The 1,626-nt window shown below is 75.0% G+C and carries 1 protein-coding gene and 1 pseudogene; both read left to right on the top strand.

Annotated elements, in window-relative coordinates:
• Window positions 1–150: 150 nt before the first annotated feature.
• A pseudogene (locus tag ACTIDRAF_RS35620) lies at window positions 151–405 on the top strand (carbohydrate ABC transporter permease); the annotation flags it as partial.
• A 225-nt stretch (window positions 406–630) separates the two neighbouring features.
• Complete coding sequence (locus ACTIDRAF_RS0224970) at window positions 631–1,587, top strand: glycerophosphodiester phosphodiesterase (protein WP_016701388.1); 957 nt, start codon at window positions 631–633, stop codon at window positions 1,585–1,587.
• Window positions 1,588–1,626: the final 39 nt, after the last annotated feature.

Consider the following 1,626-nt stretch of genomic DNA (forward strand, 5'->3'; position numbering starts at 1 on the left):
GGAGGCGCGGGCGGGGCGTCCGCGCCTCCGGCGTGCCTTCCGGGGCCCGGGCCCGTCGCCGCCCGACCGGCGTCGCCCGAGCGCGTCGGGGCGAGGTCGAGCTCGACGTCCCCCGGCCCCGCCGGGGCGGTCGTCCCGTCGACGGGCCGCGTCGCCCTGGCCGTCGTGGTGCTCTCGTCGTTCCTGTCGTCGCTGGCCGCCGTGGCCTCGTCCGGTTCCGACTCCGCGGCCGCCACCGTGCTCGCCGTGACACCTCCGTGGCCCAGATGGTGCCGGTCGAGGCGCTCACGATCCCGCTGTCCTTCCTCATGCGCTGGGGCCGGGCCCGTGGCACCCCGGCTCGGACCGAACCACCTCGGCTCGCTGCTCCTGGCGCGCCCGGCGGTCAGGCTGCCCTTCGCGATCGGGAGGTCGCGACCGGTCGACCGGCGGCGGGACCGCGAGGGAGGGGATTCCCTCCGGCCCGGCCCCGGCATGGCGCCTCGCCCGGAACCACCCGCCTCGCCCTTCGAGCGGCGCGCCGGCCGGCGGCGGGTAGCTGATGGTCAACTGCCGATAGGGTCGCGATCACGTTCCGGTTACCCCGGGTGGTGACCATCCACCGAGACCACCGCACTCTGGAGGGATCGCATGGCGCACTGGCAGTCCGAAGGCGACGACACCGGGCGGGACCGCTGCTCCGCCGGGCCACGACGGTCCACGGTGGGCCGTGGCGGGTTGATCGCGGCGGCCGCGCTGGTCGGCGCATCGCTGCTCGCCCCCACCTCCGCCGCCGCGACCGGGCCGGCCCCGGACCCGGGTTCGAGCGTGTCCGGTGCGGTCGGCCCCGAGGTCGTGGCCCACCGGGGAGCCTCCGGATCCGCACCGGAGAACACCCTCGCCGCCATCCGGGCGGCGGACGAGATCGGCGCCGACCAGGTGGAGATCGACGTCCAGCGCACCGCCGACGGGGAGATCGTGCTCATGCACGACTGCACCCTGAACCGCACGACCGACGTGGAGGACGTCTTCCCGGGGCGGGACTCCTACGCCGTCGCCGACTTCACCCTGGACGAGCTGTCCCAGCTCGACGCCGGCTCCTGGTTCGGCCCGGAGTTCGCGGGGGAGCCGGTGCCCACGCTGCGGGAGGCCGTCCGCGAGCTGGACCCGGAGACCGGTCTGCTGCTGGAGGTCAAGGTCTGCGCGGGTGTGGCGGGGCTGGGCGCGGACATCGCCCGCGAGCTGCGGTCGATGCCCGGGTACCTCTGGAGCGCCGTGCGGGGGGACACGCTGGTCGTGCAGTCCTTCGACCACGAGCAGATGCGGGCCTTCCACCGGCGGCTGGGTGTCGTCCCGGTGGGTCTGCTCTTCGGTTCGCGTCCCAGCGACGCGGAGCTCGTCGCGGCCAGCAGGTGGGCCGAGCAGGCCAACCCCCGCTTCCGGGACACCGATCCCGCCCTGGTCGACCGGGTTCACGAGCTGGGCATGGCGATCAACGTGTGGACCGTCAACGACGAGGCGGACATGCGGACCGCCGTCTCCCACGGGGTCGACGGTGTGATCACCGACCACCCGGAGGTGCTGCTCAAGGTGCTCGGGCGGGACTGAACCCCGGCGCACCACCGGCTGGCGACCTGGCCGCCAGCC

It is taken from the genome of Actinoalloteichus spitiensis RMV-1378 (genome assembly GCF_000239155.1).
In the GTDB taxonomy this organism is placed as follows: domain Bacteria; phylum Actinomycetota; class Actinomycetes; order Mycobacteriales; family Pseudonocardiaceae; genus Actinoalloteichus_B; species Actinoalloteichus_B spitiensis.